Here is a 25,555-nt window from a genome sequence, read left to right as displayed (position 1 = left end):
CTCCGCTTGGTCGCTCCAGGAGGTCTTATGGCTCAGCAGACGTATGACGCGCCGCTGCCCGATATCCGGGTCTCGGTCCGCGAGGTGTTCGGTATCGACACCGATATCGAAGTGCCCGCCTATTCCAAGGCTGACGAACACGTTCCCGATCTCGATACGGACTACCTGTTCGATCGTGCCACCACTCTCGCGATCCTGGCCGGCTTCGCGCACAATCGCCGCGTCATGGTGTCGGGCTATCACGGCACTGGCAAATCGACGCATATCGAACAGGTGGCCGCCCGGCTCAACTGGCCGCTGGTGCGCGTCAACCTCGACAGCCACATCAGCCGCATCGACCTCGTCGGCAAGGACGCCATCGTGCTGCGCGATGGCAAGCAGATCACCGAGTTCCGCGACGGCATCCTGCCCTGGGCGCTGCAGAACAACGTGGCGCTGGTGTTCGACGAATATGATGCCGGCCGTCCCGACGTGATGTTCGTCATCCAGCGCGTGCTGGAGGTGGCCGGCAAGCTGACGCTGCTCGACCAGAACCGCGTCATCCGCCCGCATCCGGCCTTCCGCCTGTTTGCGACGGCCAACACCATCGGCCTCGGCGACACGTCCGGCCTCTACCACGGCACGCAGCAGATCAATCAGGGCCAGATGGACCGCTGGTCGATCGTCACCACGCTCAACTATCTGCCGCACGACCACGAGGTCGGCATCATCGCCGCCAAGGCCAAGTCGTTCACCGGTCCGGAAGGCCGCGACACGCTGTCGAAGATGGTGCGCGTCGCCGACATGACGCGCTCGGCCTTCGTCAACGGCGACATATCCACGGTGATGAGCCCGCGTACGGTGCTGACCTGGGCCGAGAACGCCTCGATCTTCGGCGACGTCGGCTTTGCCTTCCGTCTCACCTTCCTCAACAAGTGCGACGAGACCGAGCGGGTGCAGGTCGCCGAGTTCTACCAGCGTTGCTTCGGCAAGGAATTGCCGGAGAGCGCCGCGAACATGGTGCTCACCTGAGGCGACGATGGCCAGCGAGCGGAGCTACAGCGGCAGCTGCCAGTGCGGCAACATCAGGTTCTCGGCCGAACTCGTGCTCGGCGAACTGGTGGCCTGCAACTGCTCCCGCTGCCGCCGCGTTGGCCACCTTCTCGCCTATCTGCCGGAAAGCGATTTCCGGGTGACGATCGGCGAGGCCGGCGTCTCCGAATATCGCTTCCACACCGGACGGATCGCCCATCGCTTCTGTCCGGTGTGCGGCATCCAGCCCTATGCCACCGGTACCGCGCCTGACGGTACGCCGTCCATCGCCGTCAATGCCCGCTGTCTCGACGGGGTCGATCTCGACACTCTGCCGATCAAGCGGTGCGACGGAGCTTCCTACTAGGGAACGGAGCATCGTGTCCTCCTCCAACCAGGCCAAAGGCAAGGAAATCGCCATCGAGCCGCTCAAGAAGGCGGTGACGACGGCGATGCGGGCGATTTCGGGCGACGGCGAGCTGGAAGTGGTGTTCGCCGCCGACCGGCCGTCGCTCAACGGCCACAAGGCGCGCGTGCCCGATCCGCCGCGTCGGCCGTCCGCCTTCGACGTTGCCGTCACCCGTGGCGCCGGCGATGCGCTGGCCCTGCGCCTTGCCTGTCACAACGAGACGGTGCATCGCACCTTCGTGCCGGAGGGACCGCGCGCCAAGGCGGTGTTCGACGCCATGGAGCAGGCGCGGTGCGAGGCGCTCGGCGCCCGCGTCATGCCCGGCGTCGCCGGCAATCTCGCCGCCATGCTCGAGGAGCGCTACCTCCGCGCCAATCTCCAGCACATCGAGAACCGCGACGATGCGCCGCTGTCCGAGGCGGTGGCATTGATGGTGCGCGAGAAGCTGACCGGCGCGCCGCCGCCGAAAAGCGCCCAGGCGCTGATGGACGCTTGGCGAGACTTCATCGAAGAACGCGCCGGTGACGACCTCGCCGACCTCGCCGATGCCATGTCCAGCCAGCAGGCCTTCGCCCGCGCGACGCGCAATCTTCTCGTCAACCTCGAAATGGGCGACGAGCTGGGCAGCGACCCCGATCAGGACGACAACCAGGACGGCGAGCAGCAGGAGGCCGAAGACAGCGAGGCGTCCGCCGAGCCCGCCGACGACGCCGATGCCGACCAGACGGCGGCTCGCGAGCGCGAGGTCGCCGGCGAGGATCAGGAGTCCTCGGAGGGCGACTCCGAATCGGAGATGTCCGACGATCCCGGCGACTTCGATGAGGAAGACGATTCAAGCGACCCCGGCGAGGCCAAGCGTCCGGAACTGCCGTTCACCAACCAGCCGCCGGTCAGCGACTACAAGGTGTTCACCACCAAGTTCGATGAGGTGACACGGCCGGAAGACGTCTGCGACGGTGCCGAACTGGACCGTCTGCGCGGCCTTCTCGACAAGCAGCTCGCCAATTTCGCCGGCGTGGTGGCGCGGCTCGCCAACCGCTTGCAACGTCGCCTGATGGCGCAGCAGAACCGTGCCTGGGACTTCGACATCGAGGAGGGCATCCTCGATACGGCGCGCATCACCCGCGTCGTCACCGACCCGCTGGCGCCGCTCGCCTTCAAGATGGAGCGCGACACCGACTTCCGAGACACGGTGGTGACGCTTCTCATCGACAATTCCGGTTCGATGCGCGGCCGGCCGATCACCGTGGCAGCCGCCTGCGCCGACATCCTCGCCCGCACGCTGGAGCGGTGCGGCGTCAAGGTGGAAATCCTCGGCTTCACCACCAAGGCCTGGAAGGGTGGGCAGGCACGCGAGACCTGGCTTGCCGCCGGCAAACCGGCCGGTCCCGGCCGCCTCAACGATCTGCGTCATATCGTCTACAAGCCGGCCGATGCCCCGTGGCGGCGGGCGCGGCGCAACCTCGGCCTGATGATGCGCGAGGGGCTTCTCAAGGAGAACATCGACGGCGAGGCACTCGATTGGGCGCACCAGCGCCTGCTCGCCCGTTCGGAGAACCGTCGCATCCTGATGATGATCTCCGACGGTGCGCCGGTCGACGACTCGACGCTATCGGTCAACCCTGGCAACTACCTTGAGCGCCACCTGCGCTACGTCATCGAGGAGATCGAGGAGCGTTCGCCGGTGGAGCTGATCGCCATCGGCATCGGTCACGACGTGACGCGTTTCTACAAACGCGCGGTGACCATCGTCGACGTCGAGGAACTGGCCGGTGCGATGACCGACCAACTGGCGGAACTGTTCGAAGAGCAGCCGACCCAGAAGGCGATCCGGGCGGGCAACAAGCCGAGGCCCAGGCGCGTCTCGACGCTGGGGCTTTCATGACGGGCGGGCGGGCGCTTCTCTCCGCCGTGCTTGCCCTGTCCCTACTGGCGATCGACGCCTCCGCAGCAGACATTGCGGCGCGCATCACCGCGCGGCAGCTGCCCGGCTTTGCCGTGAGCGATCCGTCGCGGGTTCGCTTTGGCCGTCTCGACTATGTCGGCGGCTTTGAGGTCCGCGCCGACCGGCGGGAAGTCGGCGGCCTGTCCGGGCTGGTGATCGGCGATGGCGGCCGGCGCTTTCTTTCGCTCAGCGACGATGGCCTGATGGTCAAGGCGCAGATTGAGCGCGACGCGCGCGGGCGGCCGGTCGGGTTGTCGTCGGCGGTGGTCCGGCGTCTGCGGACGTCCAAGGGTGTGCTGTCGCGCGACAAGGCCCAGTCCGACACGGAGTCGCTCGACGTTTACGTCGGCGATGGTGGCCGGTCATTCGGTGTCGTGTCCTTCGAGGGGCGGCCGACGGTGATGGTCGGGCCAATGGATGCCGACGGTTTCGTCGGGCCGATGACGGCCATCGATCTGCCGAAGGAAACTCGGCTGCTCCAGGCCAACCGTGGTCTCGAGTCGGTGGCCGCGTTGCCGGCCGGCAACGGTCTCGGCGGGCGCTTCATCATCCTGGCCGAAGAGGCCGAGCGGGGTGCCAAGACCGACAATCAGCCCGGCTGGGTGGTGGGAGGCAAGTCTCCCTATTCCTTCCGTGTCCGCCGCACCGACGGCTACGACCTTACCGATGCCAAGGTCGGCCCGGACGGGCGTCTCTATGTTCTCGAACGAAGCTTTTCCTTTCTGACGGGGATCCGCTGCCGCATTCGCGTCTTCTCCCTCTCCGACATCCGGCCAGGGGCCGTGATTGATGGCGAGACGCTGCTCGAAGCGAGCATGTCGGAGGAGATCGACAACATGGAGGGGCTGGCAGTCTGGAGGACCGCGGGGGGCGAAACCCGGATATCCCTGATCTCCGACGACAACCGCGCTTTCTTGCAGCGGACGCTCTACCTAGAGTTCCGCCTCGGTAGCCCATGAGCGATCGTCGTCTTCCTTCAGCCCTCTCTGCCGCCGTAGCCGAGCGCGTCCGGCCGGAGCGGCTTGGAGCGGCGGCGGCGCGGTTGTCGGCCGGCTATCGCGCCAATCTGTCCTCCCGCCACGCCGTCCCCGATGCCGCCGGCGTCGCCGCCTACGCGGCGAGCCGCATGCCCGCCACCTATGCGGCGGTAGCGGCCGCGCTCGACCGTCTTGCGGCTGCGCGGCCGGATTTGTCGCCCTTGAGAGTACTCGACCTGGGCGCCGGTCCGGGTACGGCGAGCTGGGCGGTGGCGGCGTTGTGGCCGGCGGTTGCATCGCTGACCATGGTGGAGGCCAGCGCCGATTTTCGGGCGCTTGCGTCCGATCTGGCGCGCGCAGGCCCTCCGGTGCTCAACGCTGCCGATATTCGCGGCGGCGATATCGCGCAGCCGTCGGGTCTGCCGGACGGATCCTTCGATCTCGCGATCATCGCCTATGCGCTGACCGAACTCGATCTCGCGGCCGCCGAGCGGCTTGTTGGCGGCCTGGTCGGCCGGGCAGGCCGTATCGTCATCGTCGAACCGGGGACGCCGCGCGATTATGGGCGGCTGATGGCCGTGCGGCAGGCGGCGCTGGCCGCCGGGGCCCGCATCCTTGCACCCTGTCCGCACGCGGGCGCCTGTCCTCTGCCGGCGGACGATTGGTGCCATGCGTCGGTACGCGTCGAGCGGAGCCGCGCCCACATGCGTCTCAAGGGCGGAACGGTGCCTTTCGAGGACGAGCGCTACGCCTATCTGGTGCTGGAGTCGCCGTCGTTGACCGATCACGCCAACGAGAGCGGCGGCCGCATCCTGCGCCCGCCGCGTGCTTCCAAGCATGAGATCGTCTTCAGCCTCTGCCGCGCCGACGGCACGATGGGCGAGACCGGGATCGCCAGCCGCGACCGGAGTGCCTTCAAGGCGGCCGGCAAGCTCGGCTGGGGCGACTTCCTTCCCGACGACCTTTCGAGCTGACTGGTCAGCTGCGGATCGTCTGATAGGGCTTCACCCAGTTCATCAGGCTGGCGTAGGGCAGGAGCGACGCGATCGCCACCAGCATCTTCACCGAGAAGTCGCCGAGCGCCCAGGTGGTCCATGGCAGGCCAGAACCGGCAAAGGCGATGGAGAAGAAGATCGCGGTATCCAGCGCCGAGCCGATCGAGGAAGATACCAGCGGCGCCCGCCACCAGGAACCGGTCCGCAGCCGATTGAACAGCGTCACGTCGAGAAGCTGGGCGCAGAGAAAGGCCGTTCCCGAGGCGAGCGCGATGCGCGGCTCGGACAGCCAGACCGACAGCAGCACGGCGATGGCGAAGCCGACGTAGACGACGCGGCGAGTCTTCACCGGCCCAAACCAACGGTTGGTGAGGTCGGTCACCAGGAAGGCGAACGGGTAGGTAAAGGCGCCCCATGTGAGCAGGTCGCCAAGCCCGAAGGGCGTGAAGGGATATTGAACGAGGATATTGGATGCGACGACGGTAGCGACCATCGCCAACACCGAAGGGGTGAGGCGTCTATCGAACATTCCAGAAGGTCTCCGGCAGAACAGACCAGGCTTTTGGAGCTATGAAACGAAACCAGACCGCGAGGTCGCGATTTCGCATGTCGTGTACCATTTCCGGCACACATAAATAAAGCCGCGACGCCGTTTTCAGGCGTCGCGGCTGAATTTGAACTGCTCTGCCCGAAACTCAGGCGGCAGCGACCTCGGCGGCCTTCTTGGCGATCTGCTTCTTGATCAGCCGGGCGCGCGTCGACAGCTCGTCGTCGCTCGCCTTGGCGAGGTAGGCATCAAGACCGCCGCGATGCTCGACCGAACGCAGGGCGTTGGCGGAGATGCGCAGGCGCACCGACTGACCGAGCGTATCGGACAGGAGCGTCACAGCCAGGAGATTCGGCAGAAAACGCCGCTTGGTCCTGTTGTTGGCGTGGCTGACGTTATTACCCGTCAGAACGGCCTTGCCGGTAAGTTCGCAGCGCCGGGCCATCGGGATACCCTCTTTTTCTGTTGGCGCGGGATCGAGGCCTTGCGGCCGCTCCTCGCGATGAAATAAGCCAAGGCGCCGCTTGCATCTGCCGACGGCGCCGTTTCAAGTCGCGTTCCTATAGTCGGTCGGCATTGGCCCCGTCAACCCCGGAAGCGAGCGGAAGCCGGCAAAAATGCCGTTGGGCGCCGGGAGGGCTCGGCGGATGTCTGCCGAAATTCCCAAGGTTGGAACAACGAGGCTTTCGTCGCGTTAACCATCCGGTTACCATGACAGTCGATCATTCGGCGGACGGTGATCGGCCGAAGGGTTGCCGGTCTTCCCGCCGGCAGGTGCGTCGCCCGCCGGAATGTTCTTCCAGACGTCGTTCCGGCCGCTTGGTGGCGGCCGAGGGTGAGGACGGCTTGCCGTCCGCAAACGGAGGTTCCGTGGTGGTTCGTGTCGAAACTCTCCCGCGTCGTTTGAAAGGCGCCATGGCCGCAGCGGCCTTTGTCGCAGCGCTGTCCGCCGTGCCGCCTTCCGGTGCGGCCGCCGCGCGCGAGGGCGAGGTGCAGGCGCTCTATTCCGCCTCTTTCATGGGCATCGGCATTGCCAAGGGATCGCTGTCGATCAAGGTGGATCGAGGCGCCTATGCCGCCAAGCTTCATATTTCGACCGCCGGTCTTGCCCGAATCGTGAGCTCGGAAGAGAGCTACATCGACGCCAAGGGCTACGTCGGCCGGTCGCTGGTGCCGTCCACCTACGAGTTGATGAGCCGGGGTGACACGGTGACGCAGGTCTCGATGGCGCTCGGTGGCGGCAATGTCCGCAGCCTCAAGGCCATACCCGAACTCATAGAGCGCGAGGACAGGGTGCCTGTGACGTCGGCGTCCAAGCGCCGCGTCGTCGACCCGCTGTCGGCGGCGATCCTGCCGGTCACCCGCGACGACAAGGATGTCTGCGACCGTACGCTGCCGATCTTCGATGGCTGGACGCGCTACGACATCAAGCTCAGCTACACCAGCACCGACCCCGTCGACATCCCCGGCTACAAGGGCGACGCTGTCCATTGCTCGGCGAGATGGGTGCCGGTGGCCGGTCACCGCGAGGGCACCAAATCCACCGAGTACATGCGCGACAATCGCGACCTCGACGTCTGGTTTGTTCCGATGGCCGAGGGGCGGGTGATGGTGCCGAGCAAGATTTCGGTCAAGACGATGCGGGGCATGCTTCTGGTGGTCGCGACCCAGTTCGGCGAAAACGCCAAGCTCGGCAAGGTGGAACAGGCATCCAACTGAACGGCGGAAATCCCGCACGATGAAAAAGAAGCGCCTTCCGGGGCGCTTTTTTGTTGCCGGTCCTCATGGGGACGGGTACCGGTCGTCTCAATTCGAGACAGATACGTTAACGCTTCGGTGACCGGCGCGCGCGATAAGGTCGGCGGCGGCTGGACATCTAGTGGGTCCGGTTGAAGCGAGCGGAATATCTGGTGAGAGCAAACCGAGAACATCGGCCTGTCAGCGATTCGCCCCACCTTCGTTCCCGCTCCGTTGAAATGATTAACGCAGTTGCCGTTCTACTTTCAGTCTTCAGTATAAATTGTTAACCATGATCCCGCTTTCGAGTCTTGTGCGTGATCTGGTCTTGACATCGATTCTGGCTGAGAATCGAACGACTCGGGGTCCCGAGTCTCCGGATTCAACATAGCGCGGCAAAGACTCTGGTATCCGCCATATCTTGTAGGGAACGAATGCGGAATCTCTTTGAAATTGCGATTCGTCCCGTTTCTGTTCTCGTTTGATTCCTTTTGTAGGGCGATTGCCTTGCTTCCGCCGGTTTTCTCTGGCCTCTCGGCCTGACTTTCGTATAGGGAAAGTCACGGCCTCATCGCGCAATCGAACGGGACCTCATGAATATCGTCCGAGCGGCTCCCATGTTCTCGCCCGCCCGTGCCCGGGCTGTGACGGCGGTGCTGGGGCCGACCAACACCGGCAAGACCCATCTCGCCATCGAGAAGATGCTGAGCCATGGCTCGGGCGCCATCGGCTTGCCGTTGCGTCTTCTCGCGCGCGAGGTCTATGGCCGGATCGTCGCCCGCGTCGGGGCTGGCGCGGTGGCGCTGGTCACTGGCGAGGAGAAGATCGTGCCGCGCGACGCCCGCTACTGGGTGGCGACGGTGGAGGCGATGCCGCGCGATCTCGACGTGGCCTTTGTGGCCATCGACGAGGTACAGCTCGCCGGCGACATCGAACGCGGCCACGTCTTCACCGACCGCCTGCTCAACGTGCGCGGCCGGCAGGAGACCATGCTGCTCGGCTCGGCCACGGCGCGGCCTCTGATCGAACGCCTCTTGCCGGGAGTCGCCGTCACCTCGCGGCCGCGCCTCAGCCATCTCGCCTATACGGGTGCGAAGAAGATCACCCGTCTGCCGCCCCGGTCGGCCATCGTCGCTTTCTCGTCCGAAGAGGTCTACGCCGTTGCCGAACTGATCCGCCGCCAGAGGGGCGGCGCGGCGGTGGTGATGGGCGCGCTGTCCCCCCGCACCCGCAACGCGCAGGTGGCCCTGTTCCAGAACGGCGAGGTCGACTTTCTGGTGGCGACGGACGCTATCGGTATGGGCCTCAACCTCGATGTCGATCACGTCGCCTTCGCCCAGGCGCGCAAGTTCGACGGTTATCAGTATCGTGGCCTGACGGCGGCCGAGCTCGCCCAGATCGCCGGCCGCGCCGGCCGCTATCTCAACGACGGCACCTTCGGCGTCACCGGCCGGGTGATGCCGTTCGACGAGGATATCGTCACGGCTATCGAAGGGCATGATTTCGAACCGGTGCGCGTCTTCCAGTGGCGCACCGGCGACCTCGACTTTTCCTCGGTCGATGCGCTTCGGGCCTCGCTTGAGACCTTGCCGGGCGTCGAGGGACTGACGCGGGCCCTGCCGTCCGATGACCAGCGGGCGCTCGACTTCGCACTGAGGGCGGAGGATGTGGCGGCGGCGGCTCGTGGCCGCGAACGGGTTGAGCTTCTCTGGGACGTCTGCCAGGTTCCCGACTTCCGCAAGATATCACCGGCGCAGCACGGTGATCTCATCGTCGCACTCTATCGATTCCTCATTGCAAAAGGCGTGATTCCAGACGATTGGTTTGCACGGCAGGTCGGGTTGTCTGACAGGACAGATGGCGATATCGATACACTGTCGCGGCGCTTGGCAGACATCAGGACTTGGACCTTTGTCGCCAATCGGCCGGACTGGCTGTTTGCGCCCGGCCATTGGCGGGAGAAGACGCGCGCCATCGAGGACAGGCTGTCGGATGCGTTGCATGACCGGTTGACCCAGCGTTTCGTGGATCGCCGGACATCGGTATTGTTAAAGAGATTGAGAGAGAACACCATGCTCGAAGCTGAAATCACCGGTACCGGCGGCGTGCTCGTCGAAGGGCAGGCGGTCGGGGAGCTGCACGGCTTCCGCTTCGTGCCTGACTCGGCAGTGGGCGGCGACGGTTCCGAGGCCAAGGCTCTGAAAGCCGCGGCGCAGCAGGCGCTCTCCGGCGAGTTCGACAAGCGCGCCGACAAGATTTCCAAGGCCCCCAACGAGGAAATCGTCCTGTCCACGGATGGCAGCCTGCGCTGGCTCGGCGAGCCTGTGGGGCGGTTGGTCGCCGGTGATGACACGCTGGCACCGAAGGTGATGCTGCTCGCCGACGAGCAGCTTGCCGGTGCCGCCCGCGAGAAGGCGCAGGATCGGCTCGACCTCTGGGTCGGAGCCCATATCCAGACGCTTCTGAAGCCGTTGTTCGATCTGCGGACCGCCGCCGATCTCGAAGGTATCGCGCGCGGGGTCGCCTTCCGCATGGTCGAGGCGCTCGGTACCGTCGAACGGCATGACATTGCCGATGACGTCAAGGCGCTCGACCAGACGCAGCGCGCCGTCATGCGCAAGTACGGCGTTCGTTTCGGTGCCTATCACATCTATGTCCCGGCGCTTCTGAAGCCGGCGCCGGCCGCGCTGGTCGCCCAGCTCTGGGCGTTGAAGCATGGTTCGCTCGACATGCCGGGCCTTGCCGAGCTGCCGCAGCTCTCGGCTTCCGGCCGCACCTCGATCAAGGTCGATCCGGCTTTCGACAAGACGCTCTATCGTCTCGTCGGTTTCCGTGTCGCCGGCGAGCGGGCGGTGCGTCTCGACATTCTCGAACGCCTCGCCGACATCATTCGTCCGCTGATCGCCTTCAAGTCGGTCGATGGCGCCACCCCGCCCGAGGGCGCACTGTCGCAAGGCGGCGGCTTCACGGTGACGGTGGCCATGACCTCGCTGTTGGGCTGCTCCGGCGAAGACTTCGCCTCGATCCTGCGCGGGCTCGGCTATCGGTCCGAGAAGCGGACGATCAAGGTGCCGGTCAAGGTGCAGAAGGCCGAGGCGCCGGCCGAAGGCGCCAGCGCCGACGCTGTTCCCGCCGATTTGGGAGCTGTCGAAGCCCCGGCCGAGACGGCATCCACCGAAGCGGTTGCCGTCGATGCGCCGTTCGTCGAGGCCGCGCCCATCGAAACGCCAGCCGCCGAGACGCCATCCGTCGAGACTGCGGCTCCTGAGGCCGGCCCCGAAGTGGCGGCCGACGCTGTCACCGCGGAAGCCGCTGCCGAGCCGGGCGAAGCCCTGGAAGACCGCGAAGTCGATGTCTGGCGGCCCGGTCGTGGCGATCGGCCCCGGCACGGCGAGCATAGGGGCGAGCAGAGGCAGGACCATCGCGGCGAGCGTCGTGGCGGTCAGCATCGCGGCGCATCTCCTCGGGCGGGTGAACCCGGCGAAGTCGTGGCATCCGAAGGGCGGGGCCAGCGTCCGCAGGACGATCGTCGCCAGGATCGGCGCCCGCAGGGCGACCGGCGCGAGGAGCGCCGTTTCGGCGACCGCCGGGATGGCCGTCCCAATGACCGGAACGCCGAACGCTCGGCCGATCGGGCGCCGCGCAAGGAGAAGGTCGCCGACCCCAATTCGCCGTTCGCTGCGCTGGCCGCCCTCAAGGCGTCGCTCGAGCAGCAGAAGAAGAAGTAGGAGCACGGGCGAGCGTGTCCGAGGAACGAGGCTCCGACCGGCAGCGGATAGACAAGTGGCTGGTCTACGCGCGGGTGGTCAAGACGCGAACGCTCGGGCAGGCTCTTGCCGCTTCCGGTCATGTGCGCCTCAACGGGCGCAAGATCGACGACCCCGCCCAGCCCGTCAGGGCTGGGGACGTCCTGACAATCGGCCTGCATGGCGGGGTCAGGGTGCTGAAGGTGCTCGACTTCGCCGAGCGGCGGGGATCCTTCTCGGTCGCATCCGAACTTTACGAGGATATGACCCCGCCACCGGTCGTCGAGGCCGCCCCGCCGACTGTCGGCGCGGGGGAAGGGCGGCCGACAAAGCGCGATCGCCGCCGCTTCGAAAAGCTGACCGATCCAGACCAGAATTGACAGATGATCGGCCTTGAATGGCCGGTGGAAGTCCGCTACGCCAGCAGGCGCCTCGCCTGTGGATATCAGGGTATTCGCTCATGACCTATGTCGTCACCGACAACTGCATCGCCTGCAAGTACACCGACTGTGTGGAAGTCTGTCCGGTCGATTGTTTCTATGAAGGCGAGAATATGCTCGTCATCCATCCCGACGAGTGTATCGATTGCGGCGTTTGCGAACCCGAATGCCCGGCCGAGGCGATCAAGCCGGACACCGAGCCGGGCCTCGACAACTGGCTGAAGCTCAATGCCGAGTATTCGGCGGTTTGGCCCAATCTTGCCGCGCGGCGCGATCCTTTGCCGGATGCCAAGGAAAATGATGGAGTGGAAGGCAAGCTTGCTGCCATGTTCTCTCCCAAGCCGGGCAAAGGCGGCTGAGAAAAACCCGCCATAGAGTCTGCGGAATAGGCAATGCAGCCATGTGACGACGCATTTTGCGGCGCGGCGCGTCTTATTGCTTTGTTTTTTGTGGTTTTTGTGCTATAGCTAAACTTGACAGTCGACGAATTCTTCCGGTCGCCAGCGGGACCCTGCACGGGGTCTTTTTTATGACCTTCATGGAGGCATTGGCCTTTATGTCGGTGTTCGCATGCGTGCAGTCAGTACGCTGTGATCGGAAGCGAAACCCCAGATCGACTGGAAACAACGCGAAAGCGTGCCGGCGGAGCGAACCTGTGGGTTCGCAGTTCTAATCGACCCTTGCTAACTTGCTGCCTCCCGGCAGGAGAGGGTGATTTTGTCGTCGCCGGCACTGAGGAGTGGATGGACTGAATGGCCACTGCGAAGAAACCCGCTGTCCGTAATGGGTTCAAGACCAACGAGCACATCGTCTATCCGGCCCATGGGGTCGGCCAAATCGTCGCCGTCGAGGAGCAGGAAATCGCCGGCATGAAGCTGGAGCTGTACGTCATCGTCTTCGAGAAGGACAAGATGACCCTGCGTGTCCCCATGGCGAAGGCCGAGCAGGTAGGCATGCGCAAGCTTGCCGAGGACGATACCGTCGACAAGGCGCTTGAGATCATCAAGGGCCGTGCTCGCGTCAAGCGCACCATGTGGAGCCGCCGCGCCCAGGAATACGAAGCCAAGATCAACTCTGGCGATCTGGTGGCCATTTCCGAGGTGGTGCGCGATCTGCACCGCGCCTCGAGCCAGCCCGAGCAGTCCTATTCCGAGCGTCAGCTTTACGAAGCCGCGCTCGACCGCATGGCGCGCGAGATCTCGGCGGTGTCACGCATTACCGAGACCGAAGCCATCCGTCGCATCGAGGACAGCCTCAACAAGAGCCCGAAGCGCATCGCCGCGCGTGGCGATGCTGCCGAGGATGTGGCCGACGAGAGCGAGGACGAGGCGGAAGCCGCCTGATAAGCGTCGCCGGCGCTTTAGTCCGTTTCTTTTTCAAGGCCCGGCGGGGAAACCTGCCGGGCCTTTTGCCATTCGCTCGGGGGAGCGCCGAGTGACGGTCCTTGGGGGGAGAATATGATGAGGCGATCTTGCCTGTGGCTGACCTTGGCCATTCCGGCGATGTCACTCCCGACGGCGGGGTCATCTGCCGCTGGAGACAACGGAGCTATCTTTCGCTCGGTGGCGGTGGGGGATTGCGCTTCGGCCGATCAGGATAAGGTTTGCCTGACGGCGCCGCTCGTTTCGGGGGCGACCACGACGGCGCTCGACGTCCTGCACGACATCTATCCGGGCCTCGGGACGGATGGCATCGGGCACCGGTTTGCCGGTGCGGACGCCGTCGAGGCCGCCAGCGATCCCGACGCCGGCCAGCCCGTGGACCGTGGCGTGGAGATCGCCGCCCAGGACTACGCCGAAATCGCGGTGATCGAGGCGGGCAGGAAAGCGTACGCCGCCGCCGTCAGCGGCGGTGTGGTGACCGTGGCGGAGGTCAAGCCAGCCTACAGGCCGCTCGGCCGACTCCTGGTCGCCACCGATCCCGGCGGACCGACCGGCGGCTATCGGCTGCCGCTCGCCGCATCCGACAGTCCGGTGGCGGTGACGCTCAGCAGCCATTTCAATTCCCAGGAGGGCTTCGATTCCTTCCATCTGGTCGGCGTGGTCAGTGGCGAACTCGTCGACCTCTACGACGGACCGTATCTCTATTCGCTGGGCGAGGAGACCGAGCAATGCGAGACTCTCGACCATCGCGAGACGCCCTCGGTCTTCGAGACACGGACGCAGAAGCACCGCGGCCTCGCCGACTTGGACATTGCCATCGATTACACCGCCACCTGTGTCAACGGCGACGCCAGCCAGCAGGTCGAGGCGAAGTCCTTCCCGATGCGGCTCGTCTTTGACGGTGCCCGCTATGAAGGCGATACGTCGGCGCTCGACGATTTCAATGCCAAGTTTGCCGAATGAGCGCCGCCGCCGATGTTGTTGGACGGCGGCGCTTTCCTCTGTCCTCAGCGGGCCATGTCGAACAGCAGGATCTCGGCATCACCCTTGGCGACGACCGACAGGTTGGACAGCCGCTCGATGGCAGCACCGTCGCCCTCTTCCAGGTCCTGACCGTTGATCGTGACGCTGCCGCGCGCCACTTGCAGCCAGCCCAGCCGGCCCGTGGCAAACGCGTGGTTGGCCTCGGTGCCGGCCTTGAGGCGTCCGGCATAGAGATCCACGTCGCGGTGGAGCGTCAGCGCACCGTCTCGGCCGTCGCGGGAAGCGACCAGCCGCAGGCGATCTCCGAGTTCGGCATCGCCAAAGCTCTTCTGCTCGTAGGACGGCGCGAAGCCATCCGCTTCCGGCAGGATCCAGATCTGCAGGAAGTGCACCGGATCGGTTGACGACGCATTGAACTCGCTGTGGCGGATGCCGGTGCCGGCGCTCATGCGCTGAACGTCACCGGGCCGGATCACCGAACCGGTCCCGAGGCTGTCGCGGTGCTGCAGGGCGCCCTCGAGCACGTAGGAGACGATCTCCATGTCGGCATGCGGATGGGGCGGGAAGCCGCCACCGCCGGCGACGCGGTCGTCATTGATGACGCGAAGGGGACCGAAGCCCATGGCGGCGGCATCGAAATAGTGGCCGAAGGAAAAGCTGTGGTGGCTGTCGAGCCAGCCGGCGTCGGTATGGCCGCGCTCGGCGGCCTTGCGGATGGTGATCATCGCGGGTCTCCCTGAACGGGGCGAAGATGTATCGCCCGCTTGGTGACCCGAAGATGGAACCGTGCGCCCGTTTTGTCAGGACCGCGTATTGCCGCCGCACTGTTCTCGAAAGGTGAACAGTGGCGGAATCTCAGCGATCGACGATGATCTTGACGCGCGTACCGGGGCGAGGCTGCTCGCTGGCCGCCAGACCATTGAGCGCCCTGAACAGGACGACACCGCGATCCATCGACACCATGCGCCGCGTGAGCGACTCGGCCGTGTCGCCTGCGGCCACCGTGACGACGCGGATGCGCAACGGGGCAAGCGAGGCTTTCTCGCCTTCCGACAGCGACCGGAAGGAAGCGACCGTGGAGGCGAAGGTACTGTCGAGCGCGGCGGCATCGCCCCGCGTCGCGAACAGGAAGCGGAAGGCCTGGTCGTTGAAACGGATGACGGCGATGCGGTAGGTGAAACCGCGCGCCGCGGCGGAGGCAACGGCGGCCGGGAGGCCGGCGATCGATACGGTGCGCACCGATTGCCTGTCGAGGCCGTTGACCCAGCCCGAGGTGAGATATTCAACGAGGTCGCTGCCGGCGGCGATGGTGGCCCCGTCGAAGCGCATGGCAACGCCGTCGGCATTGGTGGCCAGCACCGCCTTCGACGTGTTGTCGATCATGAACCCTTGGGGGACCTCGAAGCCAAAGCCCAGCTTGGCATGCAGGAACTGGCGGCCGCGCACATAGCCTTCGTTCGGATCGTCGCCATACATGATGCCGTCGATGCGCGAGAGATAGCCGTCGCGGTCGACCTCGCCGTCGGTAACGCCGGTGGCCTTCGCGACTTCCTGTGCCTGAGCGAGGCGCTCGGGGGTCGACGGATGCGAGGACAGGAAGTCGATGGCGCCGGTGTCGTCCTCCGGCAGCCCGTTCTTCCAGGCGGCGAGTCGAGACATCGAGGTCAGGAAGCGTGGCGAGCCGAATGGATCGAAGCCGGCCTTGGCCAGCGTTGCGATGCCTACCCGATCGGCCTCGAGCTCCTGGATCTGGGAGAATCGGGCCAGCGACACCTGGGTGGAGGCGAGGGCCACGCGTTGCACAGCCGGGTCTTGCACGACGTCCTGCACGGCCTGGCTGGCCACGGCGGCGGCCTCGGCCTTCTGGGCGCGCAGGAAGGCGTGGCGCGCGGTGACGTGGGCCATCTCGTGGGAGATGACGGCGGCCACTTCGGCCGTGTCGCTGGCGAGCGCCAGGAGGCCGCGCGTCACGTAGACGTATCCGCCCGGCAGGGCGAAGGCGTTGACGGCGGGCGAATTCAAAATGGTGACGCGATAGCTGCGCCAGGGCTCGGGGCTGGCGGCAACCAACCGCCCGACCACGCTGGCGATTGCCAGCTCGGCTTCGCGATCCTCGTAGGTACCGCCGAAGGCGGCGACGATCTTGGGGTGCTCGCGCTCGGCAATCGCCACCTCGTTGGGGTCGACCTTGCCTTGCGGAACGGTGGCGGACGCCATCTGCTCGGCTGAAATGCCGCCGTCCTCGCCGGACAGCCCCATGCAGCCGGCGAGCGACAGCGCGAGCGCCAGCATGGCGGCTCTCGATGAGAACCAGCAGACAGTGCCTGTCATACCCATCCGTCCGACCATGCTGCCCTAGTCCGTTCCCTTATCCGTCGCCTCGTCCCACAGCCGCAAGGCTGCCGGCGTATCGAGTTCCAAATCGAGGCCGTCGCGCCAGCGAGCCCAGCCGCGAACCTCGATCATCCGTCCGGAGAGACTCTCCGGTGGTCGCCCGGCAGCGACAAGTGACGACGTCAAGGCCTCTCGAAGGCGCACCGTGGCATCCGTCCGGAAGTTGTCGCCGAAATTGATATAGGTGGTTCGGCCCGATCGGCCAACCGAGGCAACCTTGCCGCGGCCGAGCACGAAATCGGGCAGGCCAGTCGCCGCCGCGTTCAAGTCCGTCCATATCCGGCTTTGCCGCCAAACGCCACGTTTTTCCGCGCGCGCCTGGGCTTCGGCGGCAAGAAAGCGGTCCGCGCAGGGCGCAAAGGACACATCGGCAAGGCCTGCTCCGGCGTGAAGAAGCCGCTCACCGAGGCCGTCGCCTCCCTCGAACTGGACGGTGCCGCGCCGCCGTCCGTGACGGTCCGGCGCCTCGTCCGACGCGACGAATGTGGCGGGCGTGTCACGGAGGCCGGCAAGGACACCGGTCTGGATCGCGCGGGCCGCGGCCCCCGCCCTGGCGGGCAGGACGACGCCCTCAAGGACGACCATAAGCGTGGGGGCGTCCGCCTGAAGCGGGATCAGCGTCACCACCGGACGGATGGTCGCCGCCGGCAGCGGGATCGGCGCCCCTATCCGATGGGTCGGCGTCACCGAACCATTGCCGCAGGTCTCCTGCGCCTCTGCCGGCAGGGCGGCCGGCATGGACAGGACAAGGCAGAGCACGATTGATCGGACGCTGGACATGACAGGAACTCTGAGGCATCCGACTCTAGCGAACGCCGCGCCTCTCGCCTATCCGCCCGATGGCAAGGCTGCCTTCCCCTGAGGGCATGCGGTCCGTCGAAAAGGGCTGTCAAAGCCGCCATTGATTTGATAGATGAGCCGAAGCGGCCGGACGCTTGGTCCGGCCGCACCGCGTCCCGGTAGCTCAGCAGGATAGAGCAACGGTTTCCTAAACCGTAGGTCAGGGGTTCGAATCCCTTCCGGGACGCCACTTTCCAACTGTGAGATTCGTTATCTTCTGACGGCCCTGACGACGCCGACCAGAATGCAGGCGCCGACGACGCCGGCGATCAGATAGCCGATCCAGCCGCCGAACGAGATGCCGAGGATCCCGAACAGGAAACTAGCAATGGCGGCACCGATGATGCCGAGCACGACGTTCAGGAAAATGCCCGTGTCGGTTTTCATCAGGCCTGAGGCAATCCAGCCCGCGAGGCCGCCGATAATGATGGCTGCGATCCAGCCGATGCTTGCGTCGTTCATCTTCTCACCTCGCGCGATCCATTCATAGTGAAGGACCCAGCATCGACTGCCGAGGGTTTTGTCCGGCAGCCGAGTCAGGGCGACGAGGAAACAACGAAGTATCGGCGGAGCAGTTCCCGCGAAAGCCGTCGTTGGCGTTCCCGCAGGCTTGCCGCGCTCAGGGGAAGCGGGCGCGGAAGTCCGCAAGTGTCGCGTAGGAGCGCTGGGTACCGCGCCTGGTGATCGAGTCGGCGGCGTATTTGGCCGCTTCCGTCAGGGCTTCGAACACCGGCAGCCCCTCGGTGCAGAAGTGGGCGAACGACCCGATGAAGGCATCGCCGGCGCCGGTGGTGTCCACCGGTTCCACCTTGATCGGTGCGATGCGGCGGGTGCCGCCGGCATCGACCAGGAGGGCGCCACGTCCGCCCATGGTGACGACCACCGTGCCGATGCCGCGGGCGGTGAGCGAGCGTGCAGCCACTTCGGCCTCGTGCTCGTTGCCGACCGGCAGGCCGGTCAGCGTCGCGAGCTCGGTTTCGTTGGGGGTGAGGAAGGCGAGGTCGGCCAGGCGCGCCACGTCGAGGTCGGCGGCGGCGGGCGCGGGGTTGAGCAGCGTCGGCACGCCGAGTTCCTTGGCCTTGCGGACCGTGTAGTAGACGGTCTCGACCGGCACTTCCATCTGCATCAGGATCAGCTTGCAGTCCTTGAGAGCCGGGGTGGCGGCGTCGACGTCGGCCGGCGTCAGGTCGGCGTTGGCGCCCTTGACGATCAGGATGGAGTTCTCGCCCGAGGGCTCGACGAAGATCGGCGCCACGCCCGACGAGCGGCCCGGCGTGCGCAGCACGTGGGTGGTATCGATGCCGTTGCGCTGGAAGTTGGCAATCGTCGCATCGGCGAAGGCGTCGTCGCCGACGCGCGTCACCATCGCCACCTTGGAGCCGAGCCGGGCGGCGGCGATCGCCTGGTTGGCGCCCTTGCCGCCATGACCCATCTCGAAGGTCGGTGCCTCGATGGTCTCACCGCGCAGTGGCATGCGATTCACGTAGGTGATCAGGTCCATCATGTTGGAGCCGACAACGGCGATCTTCGACATCTGTTCCTCCGGTGTCCGCCGCCCGCCAGGGAGCGCGGCCGATTGTTCCTCGCGCGACGTTCAGCCGGCGATGTGCTGAGTTTCCCGCCGGCATTCCTCTGCATCGAGGTGGCCGAGCTCCACGGTGAAGCGAGCCGTCTCTCCGGCCGCAAGGCTGCGGACGTTGCCCTTCTGCTTTTCCGCCGTGTAGCCTTCCGGCTCGCAGGTCGACGGCAGCGCGAAGGCCGCCACCTGCTGGTCGTGCCCGGCGAGGATCCAGCGCACCGTCTTGGGGAAATCGGTGGTGTTGTAGCGGGCGAAGAAGGCGTCGCCCTCCGGCCGGCGCATCATCAGGCGCGTGTCGCCAGCGGCATCGGTGCCGAGACCGCGCAGATAGAACACCTGCTCGGGATCATAGCCGTCGGCCCTGCGAACGATGCGACTGCCGGCGGGATCGGCGGCCAGCGCGGCGACGCGCGCGAGATAGTCGGGGTTGGGGCGGACATGGGCCGGCACCGCACTGCGCGTCACCGTGCGGTCGGGCGTGAAGGGCGCCTGCTGAAGGATCTCGGCGCCTTCGCTGAAGGCGTAGTTGACGTGGCACATGTACATGAGGTCCATCGGATCGCCGGCCGACAGGTTGGTCACCTCCATCGCCATGTCGAAGCGAGCCGAGCCGGCCCGCAGCGTCACCGACGGCCGCGCCTCGTAGTGCGAGCCGAAGCCCATGGCATATTCGTACCTGCCGACGACGCGCAGATAGTCGCCGCGAGCGTCGCTGCCCGTCTCGATGCCGGCCCAGTCCATGGCGGCGCAGGGCATTTCGCCATGCGAGGGGTGGGTGTCGGTGGGGCCGGGGACGCCGTTGCGCAGGAGCCCCGAGTGGAAGGCGAAGCAGCCATAGGTCTCGCCGATGGTCGGCACGCGGCGCGGCGCCTTGAAGATGCTCTTCATGGTGAGGTCGACGCCGTCGAAGGCTGCCTGCCAGATCATCTGTCCGAGATAGGGCAGGACGATGAGGGCGCCACGGGCATTCTCGAGACGGATCGCCTCGACGCCCGTCGGGTAGCGGAACAGGCCGGCCTTGAGGGAGCCGTGCTCGACGGCCGGACGCTCGACTTCGTCGAAGGCGGCGCGAGAGAGGTGGAAAGTGGTCATTTGCCGCGATTCCTCAAAACGTTGATCACCATGACGAGCAGCAGGAAGCCGCCCCAGATGAAATCGATGAGGTGGTTGGAGAAGCGCATCATCTGGAAGCCGGAGGCGAGCAGCATCAGGGCGATGACGGCGATGGAAACGCCGAGCACCGTGCCCTTGCCGCCGGCGGGATTGGTGCCGCCCAGCACCGAGATCAGCACCGCCTGGAGGAGGTAGGAGGTGCCGTAGTCGGACTTGGCGGCGTTGGTGCGGCCCGAGAGCACGATGCCGGCCAGCGCGGCGAGCGTGCCGCTCAGCATGTAGGAGTAGAGCACCATGCGCTCGGTCCTGAGACCGGCGAACACGGCGGCGCGCGGGTTGGTGCCGATCAGGAACAGGTTGAGGCCGAAGGGCGTCCGCGTCAGCATGACAGCGATTGCCACTGCCACCAGCAGGAACAGGACCAGCGGCACGGCGATGCCGAGGATCTTGCCGTTGCCGATGAAGCCCCACCAGGCGGGAAACCCGACGATGGCCGGGCCGCCGGTCAGCACCATGCAGAAGCCGGTGAAGATCTGGCCGGTTCCGAGCGTGGCGAGGATCGGCGTAATCCTCACCTTGGCGATCAGCAGGCCGTTGAGCGTGCCGGCAATCAGTCCGACCCCCAGCGCCAGGGTCACACCGGCAGCCACCCGCATCAGCTCCGCCGCCGTGCCGGCGTCGGGGGAGGCCGGGTAGAGGCGGGTGAAGAACACGCCGGCCAGGATGCCGGCGAGGTTGGCGATGCCGATTACCGACAGGTCGATACCGCCGGTCAGCATGGCCAGCATCATGGCGATGGCGACGATGCCGAGCTCGGGAAAGATGAAGCTGATTGATTCGAAGTTGTAGTAGCGCAGGAACTTGTTCGGCTCCAACGCCGACATCAGCAGGAAGATCACCGCGGTGATGATCAGGAGCTGGACGATGTTGTTGTCGCGGTTGATGAAGCGACGGAGGTCGGTGAGCTTGTTCATGGATCTGGCTTTCACACGAGCGCCTTGCGGTCACGCCAGGCGGTGAGGGCCGTGGCGATGACGATGACACAACCGACGACGACGCCCTGCCAGGTGTTGTCGATGCGCATGATGATCAGGCTGTTCTTGATCAGCGTCAGCATGAAGACGCCAAGGATGGTGCCGAATACCGAGCCTCGGCCGCCGAAGATCGACGCACCGCCCAGCACGACGGCGGCGATGACGTCGAGCTCGTAACCGACGAAATCGCGCGGGTTGGCAAGCCAGATCATCGAGGAATGCAATAGGCCGGCAAACCCCGCGAGCGCTCCGGCGAGCCCGTAGACCAGATAGACCGTGCGGCGGGTGTTGAAGCCGACGCGCTTGGCCGACTCGGCGTCGTCGCCATAGGCGAACACGGCGCGGCCGGCCATGGTGCGCGTCAGGAACAGCCACATCAGCACCGCGATGCCGATGTAGATGAAGATCATCAGCGATAGCTTGCTGCCGCCGATGCCGACGGTGCTGCTGCCGAAGGCGATCAGCGACGGCGGCATGCGATCGATGTTGATGATCGACGTGCCGACGAGGCCGAGCAACAGGCCGCGCACCACCGATGCCGAACCGAGCGTGACGATCAGCGGGATCATGCGGAAGGTGTGGATGAAGAAGGCATTTGCCAGACCGCAGATCAGGCCGATCAGCGTGGCGCCGATGAACGGCAGCACCACCCCCTGATAGCCCATCGCGTTCATGGCGATCACCGTCAGGTACATGGCGGCGACGGCGAAGGCGGGGAAGGAGACGTCGATGCCTCCCGAGATCATGACGATCAGCACGCTGAGCGCCATGATGCCGATGACGACGTTGGCCCTCAAGAGGTTGAACAGGTTGTCGGCCTGCCAGAAGGCCGGATTGATCACGCCGATCACGATCATCACGACGATGAGGATGGCGAGCACCGCCGTTTCGGACCGGCGCAGAAGTTTGGAAACAGAGGTCATCAGCGCAGACCCTTCAGGCGGCCATGGATGTCGTCTTCCTCGACGCTCCGGGCGTCGAGCCGGTCGACGATCTCGCCCCGGTGCATCAGCAGGATGCGGTTGCAGTTCTGAATGAGTTCGGGCACGTCGTCAGAAATCATCAGCACGGCGAGACCGGTGCTGGCGGCCAACTCGCGGATGCGCCGATGGATCTCCGCCTTGGAGCCGACATCGACGCCGACGGTGGGGCCGTTGAGAATCAGAACCTTGGGATTGGTGAGCAGCCAGCGGCCGATGACGACGCGCTGCTGATTGCCGCCGGACAGCTGCCCGGCGTGCTTTTCGATGTCCGGCGTGGCGATGCGCATGTCGGACACGATCTGCTCGGCTAGGCCGTTGAGCCGTTCATGGTCGAGGAACGGACCGCGCGTCGCCCTGCCGATGGCGCTGGCGATGACGTTGCGGGCGATCGGCTGCCGCATGAACAGCCCTTCGGAGAGACGATCCTCGGGCACATAGGCGATACCGGCGGCAACGGCGTCCTGCACGCTCGCCAGACTGAGTGGCGTGCCGTCGAGACGGATGTCGCCGCTGTGCGGCTCCATGCCGAACAGCGCCATGGCAAGTTCGGTGCGACCGGATCCGAGGAGGCCACTGAGGCCGACGATCTCGCCTCGCTGAAGGTCGAGGTCGACGCCACGCACCGTTTCGCCGACAGAGAGTCCGCGCACCGAAAGGCGGGGTGTCGCGCCGTCGTCGCCGGTCCAGACGTGCCGCTCGTGGCCGATGTCGTGGCCGGTCATGGCGCGGGTGATGCGCGCCTCGTTGAACTCGCCGGTGGGGCCTTCCTCAACCTTGCGACCGTTGCGGAAGACGGTGATGCGTTCCGAAATCTCCAGCATCTCGCGCATCTTGTGGCTGACGAACAGCACGGCGATGCCCTTGGCCTGGATCTCGCGGACGATGGAGAACAGGCGATCGACCTCGCGGCCGGTCAGCGCTGTGGTCGGCTCGTCCATGATCAAAAGGCGCGTGTCGCTCATCAGTGCGCGGGCGATGGCGACGATCTGGCGGTCGGCGGTGGAAAGGGTTCCGACCGTGGCGTCGAGATCGATGGCGACGTCGAGCCGGGCCAGCGCCTCGGCGCCAAGCTCACGACGGCGCTTGGGGTCGACGAAGGCCCTGCCTTCGCTGAGCAGCCGGTTGAGGGCAAGGTTCTCGGCCACCGTCAGGCTGGGGAACAGCGAGAAGTCCTGGTAGATGACCTGAATGCCGGCGGCGATGGCGGCGCGCGGGCCGAAGTCGGCGACGGGCTTGCCGTCGACCAGAAGTTCGCCTTCGTCGAAGTCGTAGACTCCGGAGACGATCTTGATGAGGGTGGACTTGCCGGAACCGTTCTCGCCGGCAAGGCAGACGATCTCAGCAGGGAAGATCTGGAAGTCGACGCCGTCGAGCGCCTTCATGCCAGGAAAGCGCTTTGTGACGGCGCGGAGTTCGATCAGGGGGTCGGCCATGGTGTGCGCTTCGATTTCCGAACGGGAACGACCTTTGGGATGGATGACATGACGATCGACCGCGATGGCCGGCCGGATGGGCCGCCCCGTCGATCCGTGATCGTCACGCAAGGTATGGGGAACGGCGGCTTGCCGCCGCTCCCCACATCGTCCGTCAGAAGTTGTAGTCGGCCATGTTGTCCTTGGTGACGCCGACCCAGCCCTGGCCATAAAGCAGGTTGGGGGAGGCACCTTCCGGCGTCGTCAGGCTCTCGTAGCCCTTGAGGCCGAGGTTGAGACCGGCCTTGATCTCATCCTTCTTCTCGTTCAGCGCCATGACGGCGAGAGTGTTCATGGCGTAGGCGGCAACGGCCGGATCCCAGAACTGGATGTACTGGATGTCGCCGTCCTGCAGGTACTTGCCAGCCACCGACGGCAGGCCCGTTCCGGCAAAGAACACCTTGTCCTTGAGGCCGCGTTCGGCGATCAGACGACCGGCGCCGGCCGAGGTCGGCATCGGGCCGCCGACGATGCCGGTGACGTCCGGATAGGTCGTCAGGGCTTCCGACAGGCGGTTGTAGTCGGTGTTGGCGTCGTCGTAGGTCTCGAGGCGCTCGGTGGCGAGCGTCATGTCGGGGAAGTGTTCCTTCTGGTAGGCGATGGCGCCGTCGATCCACTCGTTCTGCGACTGCGAGGTCAGGCTGCCGACGGTGGCGAGGTACTTGCCCTTGCCGCCCATGGACTTGCCGAGCACTTCCATCAGCTTGGCGCCGTAGGCCTTGTTGTCGAAGGCTTCAAGCACGTAGTCGGCGTTCTTGAGGTTGGAGGCCTCGTGGGCGATGACCACGATGCCGCGATCGCGGGCCTTCTGCAGCACCGGCTCGACGGCTTCGACCGAGAAGGGGACGACGCAGATGGCGTCGACGCCCTGGGCGATCAGGTTTTCGATCAGCTGCACCTGGGCAGCCGCGTCGGCCTGGCTCGGACCAACCTGCCAGACGTCATGGCCGGTATCTTCGCCGAACTGCTTGACGCCATCGCGCATGCGGTCGAACCAGGCGATGCCGTCGACCTTGACCACCGTGGCGATCGAGAAGGTCTTGCCGGCGGCGTCGGCGGAGATGTCCTTGCGGGCCTGGCTCACGTCGACCACGCCGGCCGCGAAAGCCGGCAGTGCCAGCAAGGAGAGGCCGGCGGCTAGCGATATCAGTGTCTTCTTCATTGTGTCGTCTCCTCCCAAGAGATCGATTGTCAATGGCCCGTCAGTATCCTGCGGGGCCTCCCTTACCGGCGCCGCCAACAATGGCGATACTGGCGCTGGCACCTATGCGCGTGGCGCCGGCTTCCACCAGGGCCCACGCAGTCTCGGCGGTACGAACACCGCCGGAAGCCTTCACTCCCATGTCCGGCCCCACGACCCGACGCATCAGCGCGATGTCCTCAACTGTCGCGCCACCCGACGAGAAGCCGGTGGATGTCTTCACGAAATCGGCGCCAAGGTCCTTGGAGATCCGGCAGGCCGTCTCCTTCTGGGCGTCGTTCAAGAGGCAGGTCTCGATGATCACCTTCAGCACCTTGCCGGCCGTCGCTCGTCTTACGGCGGCGATGTCGGCGCGGAACCGGTCGAGATCGCCCTCACGCAGGGCGCCGATGTCGATCACCATGTCGATTTCGTCCGCCCCGTCGGCGATGGCGCGCACCGCCTCGTCGGCCTTGGCGGCGGCACCCGAGGCGCCGAGCGGGAATCCGACCACCACGCAGGTCTTCACCGCGCTGTTCTTCAGGCGCCCGGCCACGAAGCCGGCGTGCACGGCGTTGACGCAGACCGAGGCGAAGCCATGAGCGATCGCCTCGTCGCAGAGGCGAGCCACTTCGGCCCTGGTCGCTTCCGGCTTCAGAATCGTATGGTCGATCATCCCCGCGAGAATCTGCGAATTCCTGACAGAATTATGTTTCAATTCTTCCACTTTCAGGCCTCCGTTCGGCCGTTATGTTATGATTCTAACAAGAATTGTTCGGAAGGTTCC

The 25,555-nt window shown here is 65.6% G+C and carries 24 protein-coding genes and 1 tRNA gene; 12 read left to right on the top strand and 13 right to left on the bottom strand.

Annotated features, from left to right (window positions below; all coding sequences use genetic code 11):
* The first annotated feature begins 27 nt into the window (after positions 1 to 27).
* The 5 genes from cobS to QQZ18_RS16565 are packed head-to-tail and all read left to right on the top strand — an operon-like array spanning position 28 to position 5,316.
* Complete coding sequence (cobS, locus tag QQZ18_RS16585; RefSeq protein ID WP_284542060.1) at positions 28 to 1,011, top strand: cobaltochelatase subunit CobS; 984 nt, start codon at positions 28 to 30, stop codon at positions 1,009 to 1,011.
* 7 nt (positions 1,012 to 1,018) lie between these two features.
* Positions 1,019 to 1,378 carry a GFA family protein gene (locus QQZ18_RS16580; RefSeq protein ID WP_284542059.1) on the top strand — a complete coding sequence of 120 codons (360 nt, stop codon included), beginning with the start codon at positions 1,019 to 1,021 and terminating at the stop codon, positions 1,376 to 1,378.
* 13 nt (positions 1,379 to 1,391) lie between these two features.
* A complete protein-coding gene (gene cobT / locus QQZ18_RS16575) occupies positions 1,392 to 3,305 on the top strand; it encodes a cobaltochelatase subunit CobT (protein WP_284542058.1) in 1,914 nt (637 codons plus the stop codon).
* On the top strand, positions 3,302 to 4,324 hold the full coding sequence (locus QQZ18_RS16570) for an esterase-like activity of phytase family protein (protein WP_284542057.1): 1,023 nt from the start codon (positions 3,302 to 3,304) through the stop codon (positions 4,322 to 4,324). Before cobT ends, QQZ18_RS16570 begins: the two co-directional genes overlap by 4 nt.
* On the top strand, positions 4,321 to 5,316 hold the full coding sequence (locus QQZ18_RS16565) for a small ribosomal subunit Rsm22 family protein (protein WP_284542056.1): 996 nt from the start codon (positions 4,321 to 4,323) through the stop codon (positions 5,314 to 5,316). The genes QQZ18_RS16570 and QQZ18_RS16565 overlap by 4 nt, the downstream gene beginning before the upstream one ends.
* A 4-nt stretch (positions 5,317 to 5,320) precedes the next feature.
* On the opposite strand, the gene QQZ18_RS16560 is transcribed toward QQZ18_RS16565, so the two are convergent.
* Positions 5,321 to 5,866, bottom strand: a complete 546-nt coding sequence (locus tag QQZ18_RS16560) for a queuosine precursor transporter (protein ID WP_284542055.1) — start codon at positions 5,864 to 5,866, stop codon at positions 5,321 to 5,323.
* A 166-nt stretch (positions 5,867 to 6,032) separates the two neighbouring features.
* Positions 6,033 to 6,329 (bottom strand): 50S ribosomal protein L28, encoded by a 297-nt coding sequence (gene rpmB / locus QQZ18_RS16555; protein ID WP_284542054.1) that lies wholly within the window; start codon positions 6,327 to 6,329, stop codon positions 6,033 to 6,035.
* A 470-nt stretch (positions 6,330 to 6,799) separates the two neighbouring features.
* Here rpmB and QQZ18_RS16550 point away from each other — a divergent pair, with 470 nt between their 5' ends.
* The 6 genes from QQZ18_RS16550 to QQZ18_RS16525 all read left to right on the top strand — a co-directional run bounded on the left by QQZ18_RS16550 (position 6,800) and on the right by QQZ18_RS16525 (position 14,152).
* Positions 6,800 to 7,603 carry a DUF3108 domain-containing protein gene (locus QQZ18_RS16550; RefSeq protein ID WP_284542053.1) on the top strand — a complete coding sequence of 268 codons (804 nt, stop codon included), beginning with the start codon at positions 6,800 to 6,802 and terminating at the stop codon, positions 7,601 to 7,603.
* A 635-nt stretch (positions 7,604 to 8,238) separates the two neighbouring features.
* Positions 8,239 to 11,349 (top strand): helicase-related protein, encoded by a 3,111-nt coding sequence (locus tag QQZ18_RS16545; RefSeq protein ID WP_284542052.1) that lies wholly within the window; start codon positions 8,239 to 8,241, stop codon positions 11,347 to 11,349.
* Positions 11,350 to 11,363: 14 nt separating this feature from the next.
* On the top strand, positions 11,364 to 11,747 hold the full coding sequence (locus QQZ18_RS16540; protein WP_284542051.1) for an RNA-binding S4 domain-containing protein: 384 nt from the start codon (positions 11,364 to 11,366) through the stop codon (positions 11,745 to 11,747).
* An 80-nt stretch (positions 11,748 to 11,827) separates the two neighbouring features.
* Positions 11,828 to 12,166, top strand: a complete 339-nt coding sequence (gene fdxA, locus QQZ18_RS16535) for a ferredoxin FdxA (protein ID WP_284542050.1) — start codon at positions 11,828 to 11,830, stop codon at positions 12,164 to 12,166.
* Positions 12,167 to 12,559: 393 nt separating this feature from the next.
* Positions 12,560 to 13,150, top strand: a complete 591-nt coding sequence (locus tag QQZ18_RS16530) for a CarD family transcriptional regulator (protein ID WP_101290558.1) — start codon at positions 12,560 to 12,562, stop codon at positions 13,148 to 13,150.
* A gap of 117 nt (positions 13,151 to 13,267) precedes the next feature.
* Positions 13,268 to 14,152: a hypothetical protein gene (locus QQZ18_RS16525; protein WP_284542048.1), complete on the top strand. Its 885-nt coding sequence runs from the start codon at positions 13,268 to 13,270 to the stop codon at positions 14,150 to 14,152.
* A 44-nt stretch (positions 14,153 to 14,196) separates the two neighbouring features.
* On the opposite strand, the gene QQZ18_RS16520 is transcribed toward QQZ18_RS16525, so the two are convergent.
* The 3 genes from QQZ18_RS16520 to QQZ18_RS16510 all read right to left on the bottom strand — a co-directional run bounded on the left by QQZ18_RS16520 (position 14,197) and on the right by QQZ18_RS16510 (position 17,347).
* On the bottom strand, positions 14,197 to 14,898 hold the full coding sequence (locus tag QQZ18_RS16520) for a pirin family protein (protein ID WP_284542047.1): 702 nt from the start codon (positions 14,896 to 14,898) through the stop codon (positions 14,197 to 14,199).
* Positions 14,899 to 15,028: 130 nt separating this feature from the next.
* Complete coding sequence (locus tag QQZ18_RS16515) at positions 15,029 to 16,504, bottom strand: M48 family metalloprotease (protein ID WP_284542046.1); 1,476 nt, start codon at positions 16,502 to 16,504, stop codon at positions 15,029 to 15,031.
* Between the two features lie 24 nt (positions 16,505 to 16,528).
* The gene (locus QQZ18_RS16510; protein WP_284542045.1) at positions 16,529 to 17,347 is read right to left on the bottom strand and encodes a thermonuclease family protein; all 819 of its coding nucleotides are present in this window, start codon (positions 17,345 to 17,347) and stop codon (positions 16,529 to 16,531) included.
* Positions 17,348 to 17,520: 173 nt separating this feature from the next.
* Between QQZ18_RS16510 and QQZ18_RS16505 the strand changes: the two genes are divergently transcribed.
* Positions 17,521 to 17,597: transfer RNA gene (locus tag QQZ18_RS16505), tRNA-Arg, on the top strand.
* A gap of 20 nt (positions 17,598 to 17,617) precedes the next feature.
* On the opposite strand, the gene QQZ18_RS16500 is transcribed toward QQZ18_RS16505, so the two are convergent.
* The 8 genes from QQZ18_RS16500 to deoC all read right to left on the bottom strand — a co-directional run bounded on the left by QQZ18_RS16500 (position 17,618) and on the right by deoC (position 25,444).
* The gene (locus QQZ18_RS16500) at positions 17,618 to 17,869 is read right to left on the bottom strand and encodes a GlsB/YeaQ/YmgE family stress response membrane protein (protein ID WP_284542044.1); all 252 of its coding nucleotides are present in this window, start codon (positions 17,867 to 17,869) and stop codon (positions 17,618 to 17,620) included.
* A 157-nt stretch (positions 17,870 to 18,026) separates the two neighbouring features.
* A complete protein-coding gene (gene rbsK, locus QQZ18_RS16495; protein WP_284542043.1) occupies positions 18,027 to 18,941 on the bottom strand; it encodes a ribokinase in 915 nt (304 codons plus the stop codon).
* 60 nt (positions 18,942 to 19,001) lie between these two features.
* Positions 19,002 to 20,078, bottom strand: coding sequence for an aldose 1-epimerase family protein (locus QQZ18_RS16490; RefSeq protein WP_284542042.1), 1,077 nt, complete (start codon positions 20,076 to 20,078; stop codon positions 19,002 to 19,004).
* Entirely contained in the window at positions 20,075 to 21,073 is a 999-nt protein-coding gene (locus QQZ18_RS16485; protein ID WP_284542041.1) for an ABC transporter permease, read from the bottom strand. Before QQZ18_RS16485 ends, QQZ18_RS16490 begins: the two co-directional genes overlap by 4 nt.
* 11 nt (positions 21,074 to 21,084) lie before the next feature.
* The gene (locus tag QQZ18_RS16480; RefSeq protein ID WP_284542040.1) at positions 21,085 to 22,056 is read right to left on the bottom strand and encodes an ABC transporter permease; all 972 of its coding nucleotides are present in this window, start codon (positions 22,054 to 22,056) and stop codon (positions 21,085 to 21,087) included.
* Positions 22,056 to 23,549 carry a sugar ABC transporter ATP-binding protein gene (locus QQZ18_RS16475; protein ID WP_284542039.1) on the bottom strand — a complete coding sequence of 498 codons (1,494 nt, stop codon included), beginning with the start codon at positions 23,547 to 23,549 and terminating at the stop codon, positions 22,056 to 22,058. Before QQZ18_RS16475 ends, QQZ18_RS16480 begins: the two co-directional genes overlap by 1 nt.
* 154 nt (positions 23,550 to 23,703) lie before the next feature.
* Complete coding sequence (locus tag QQZ18_RS16470; RefSeq protein WP_284542038.1) at positions 23,704 to 24,750, bottom strand: autoinducer 2 ABC transporter substrate-binding protein; 1,047 nt, start codon at positions 24,748 to 24,750, stop codon at positions 23,704 to 23,706.
* A 40-nt stretch (positions 24,751 to 24,790) separates the two neighbouring features.
* Positions 24,791 to 25,444: a deoxyribose-phosphate aldolase gene (deoC, locus tag QQZ18_RS16465; RefSeq protein ID WP_284542037.1), complete on the bottom strand. Its 654-nt coding sequence runs from the start codon at positions 25,442 to 25,444 to the stop codon at positions 24,791 to 24,793.
* Positions 25,445 to 25,555 lie beyond the last annotated feature (111 nt).

This window comes from Pleomorphomonas sp. T1.2MG-36 (assembly GCF_950100655.1).
Lineage (GTDB): Bacteria > Pseudomonadota > Alphaproteobacteria > Rhizobiales > Pleomorphomonadaceae > Pleomorphomonas.
This window is presented reverse-complemented; position numbering and strand designations above follow the sequence as displayed.

What these genes read in the sequence shown, in the direction of transcription:
- cobS (WP_284542060.1), top strand. Translation starts at nt 28, where the DNA reads ATGGCTCAGCAGACGTATGACGCGCCGCTGCCCGATATCCGGGTCTCG.
- QQZ18_RS16580 (WP_284542059.1), top strand. Translation starts at nt 1,019, where the DNA reads ATGGCCAGCGAGCGGAGCTACAGCGGCAGCTGCCAGTGCGGCAACATC.
- QQZ18_RS16570 (WP_284542057.1), top strand. Translation starts at nt 3,302, where the DNA reads ATGACGGGCGGGCGGGCGCTTCTCTCCGCCGTGCTTGCCCTGTCCCTA.
- QQZ18_RS16565 (WP_284542056.1), top strand. Translation starts at nt 4,321, where the DNA reads ATGAGCGATCGTCGTCTTCCTTCAGCCCTCTCTGCCGCCGTAGCCGAG.
- QQZ18_RS16560 (WP_284542055.1), bottom strand. Translation starts at nt 5,866, where the DNA reads ATGTTCGATAGACGCCTCACCCCTTCGGTGTTGGCGATGGTCGCTACC.
- rpmB (WP_284542054.1), bottom strand. Translation starts at nt 6,329, where the DNA reads ATGGCCCGGCGCTGCGAACTTACCGGCAAGGCCGTTCTGACGGGTAAT.
- QQZ18_RS16550 (WP_284542053.1), top strand. Translation starts at nt 6,800, where the DNA reads ATGGCCGCAGCGGCCTTTGTCGCAGCGCTGTCCGCCGTGCCGCCTTCC.
- QQZ18_RS16545 (WP_284542052.1), top strand. Translation starts at nt 8,239, where the DNA reads ATGTTCTCGCCCGCCCGTGCCCGGGCTGTGACGGCGGTGCTGGGGCCG.
- fdxA (WP_284542050.1), top strand. Translation starts at nt 11,828, where the DNA reads ATGACCTATGTCGTCACCGACAACTGCATCGCCTGCAAGTACACCGAC.
- QQZ18_RS16530 (WP_101290558.1), top strand. Translation starts at nt 12,560, where the DNA reads ATGGCCACTGCGAAGAAACCCGCTGTCCGTAATGGGTTCAAGACCAAC.
- QQZ18_RS16525 (WP_284542048.1), top strand. Translation starts at nt 13,268, where the DNA reads ATGAGGCGATCTTGCCTGTGGCTGACCTTGGCCATTCCGGCGATGTCA.
- QQZ18_RS16520 (WP_284542047.1), bottom strand. Translation starts at nt 14,898, where the DNA reads ATGATCACCATCCGCAAGGCCGCCGAGCGCGGCCATACCGACGCCGGC.
- QQZ18_RS16515 (WP_284542046.1), bottom strand. Translation starts at nt 16,504, where the DNA reads ATGACAGGCACTGTCTGCTGGTTCTCATCGAGAGCCGCCATGCTGGCG.
- QQZ18_RS16510 (WP_284542045.1), bottom strand. Translation starts at nt 17,347, where the DNA reads ATGTCCAGCGTCCGATCAATCGTGCTCTGCCTTGTCCTGTCCATGCCG.
- QQZ18_RS16500 (WP_284542044.1), bottom strand. Translation starts at nt 17,869, where the DNA reads ATGAACGACGCAAGCATCGGCTGGATCGCAGCCATCATTATCGGCGGC.
- rbsK (WP_284542043.1), bottom strand. Translation starts at nt 18,941, where the DNA reads ATGTCGAAGATCGCCGTTGTCGGCTCCAACATGATGGACCTGATCACC.
- QQZ18_RS16490 (WP_284542042.1), bottom strand. Translation starts at nt 20,078, where the DNA reads ATGACCACTTTCCACCTCTCTCGCGCCGCCTTCGACGAAGTCGAGCGT.
- QQZ18_RS16485 (WP_284542041.1), bottom strand. Translation starts at nt 21,073, where the DNA reads ATGAACAAGCTCACCGACCTCCGTCGCTTCATCAACCGCGACAACAAC.
- QQZ18_RS16480 (WP_284542040.1), bottom strand. Translation starts at nt 22,056, where the DNA reads ATGACCTCTGTTTCCAAACTTCTGCGCCGGTCCGAAACGGCGGTGCTC.
- QQZ18_RS16475 (WP_284542039.1), bottom strand. Translation starts at nt 23,549, where the DNA reads ATGGCCGACCCCCTGATCGAACTCCGCGCCGTCACAAAGCGCTTTCCT.
- QQZ18_RS16470 (WP_284542038.1), bottom strand. Translation starts at nt 24,750, where the DNA reads ATGAAGAAGACACTGATATCGCTAGCCGCCGGCCTCTCCTTGCTGGCA.
- deoC (WP_284542037.1), bottom strand. Translation starts at nt 25,444, where the DNA reads ATGATCGACCATACGATTCTGAAGCCGGAAGCGACCAGGGCCGAAGTG.